Origin of the sequence: Actinoalloteichus spitiensis RMV-1378 (genome assembly GCF_000239155.1) — a bacterium.
Lineage (GTDB): Bacteria > Actinomycetota > Actinomycetes > Mycobacteriales > Pseudonocardiaceae > Actinoalloteichus_B > Actinoalloteichus_B spitiensis.
Window position 1 is genome coordinate 1 of record NZ_AGVX02000782.1, and the last position, 1,463, is coordinate 1,463.

General features: G+C 63.0%; 2 protein-coding genes. Both read left to right on the plus strand.

Going from position 1 to position 1,463, the window contains the following annotated elements; all coding sequences use genetic code 11:
• A partial coding sequence (locus ACTIDRAF_RS31315) for a hypothetical protein (protein ID WP_039789665.1) occupies positions 1-413 on the plus strand: 413 nt, incomplete at its 5' end.
• On the plus strand, positions 410-1,003 hold the full coding sequence (locus ACTIDRAF_RS33235) for a DUF3558 domain-containing protein (RefSeq protein WP_083886699.1): 594 nt from the start codon (positions 410-412) through the stop codon (positions 1,001-1,003). The genes ACTIDRAF_RS31315 and ACTIDRAF_RS33235, both read left to right, overlap by 4 nt.
• Positions 1,004-1,463: the final 460 nt, after the last annotated feature.

Here is a 1,463-nt window from a genome sequence, read left to right on the forward strand (position 1 = left end):
GCGACGGCGGTGGCTCCGGTCCGGCGGTTCCGTCGACGGCGAGGATGGCGGGCAGTATCGCGGCATTTGGCGCGGCGGCTGCGGCGGGCAAGGTTTCGATCGACTCCGAGAGCGCCGAGAGCATGGCCGCCAAAATCGACGCCATCGCCGTCCGTGCGAACAAGCGACTCAGGCACTTCGACGTTTTGGAGCAGGGCGTTCGTCTTGGTTCCAGCCCGGTGGCGTTGACGATGGTTGAGCAGGACCTGGTGACGGCGATGGGCACGCCTACTTCGGCCAGGGAGAACCTCGTGCTCTACATCAAGGCGCTCGAGGACCTTGCCGCAGCCATCAGGGCTTCCGCCCGTAACACCCAGAATCGGGATGCTGAGAACGCTACCCTGCTGACCAACACCGGAGACGACCTTCCATGATCGGTTGGACACCCCGTCATCGCTGTGCTGTGGTTACTGCTGGTGTTGCCCTGCTCGCCGTTGTGACGGGCTGCACCTCGGAAACCCCTGGGCAAGCTCTCTCCGTCCCCACGCCGGTTCCAGGTAGTTCTGATACAGCGGGCACATCTTCCTCGGTCGAGGATGCGTCTTCTTTCGATGAGTTGGCCAGAGTGCTGCCTTGTGAGGTGCTCGACCCTGTTCAAGTTGCTGACCTGGGGTACGACCCCTCGACTGCTGACTTCGAAGACGCTGGCCTCATTTTCATGTGCCATTACATGGCGGCGCCGTTGGAGTACCCGCTGTTGTCTATCAACATCGGCGCGAACCAGGCTTTGGATGATCTGAATCTGACCAACTTCAACTTCGTGGATTACCAGGTTGGTCCGTTGCGCGCACTGTTGATTACTGACGACCGTGAGCCGAACAAGTGTCAGATTTCGATGGAACTTGGGGAATCAGCCCACGCTACTGTAATAGTCAGCCTCACGGAGTCGCGGGAGGAGGCGTGTGAGTCCGCTGAGCGGGTCGCTGAAGTCCTCGAACCAGAACTGCCCCGTGAGGCGCGGTGAGCCTACCCTTCGGAGGGAGTGGGGTGGCACTGATCGCGAGGGTGCGAGAGACAGCGGTGTGGTTGGCTGAGCTGCCTCAGCCACGGTCGAGGGCAGTCGCTGTTCGGTGCCTTCTGCTGGATCTGCGGGAGATGTGGAAGCGGGTTGGTGGGGGCGGTGGGAGGGGGAACCGTGTCGGGCGGGTGCCAGGTCGTGCCTTCCGATGGGCCTGGCCTGTTCGTAATGGTCGTTCGATGCTTCCGGTTCGGACACGGGTGTCGGTAGGTGCGTGAGAACGGACCAGCTGTCACCGGAGATCGCGTCGCTGTCGAGGGTGGTGGCGGGTGGGTCGGGGGCCGTGGTGGCGGACTTCGTTCGGGTTCGCGCTCCGCTGTTCGGCGTTGCTGCTCCGTTCGGCGCAGGTGCGCCGATTCCCGCTGGTTCGTGGCACCGCCGTTGGTAGCGTTGACCAGTGCCGCGT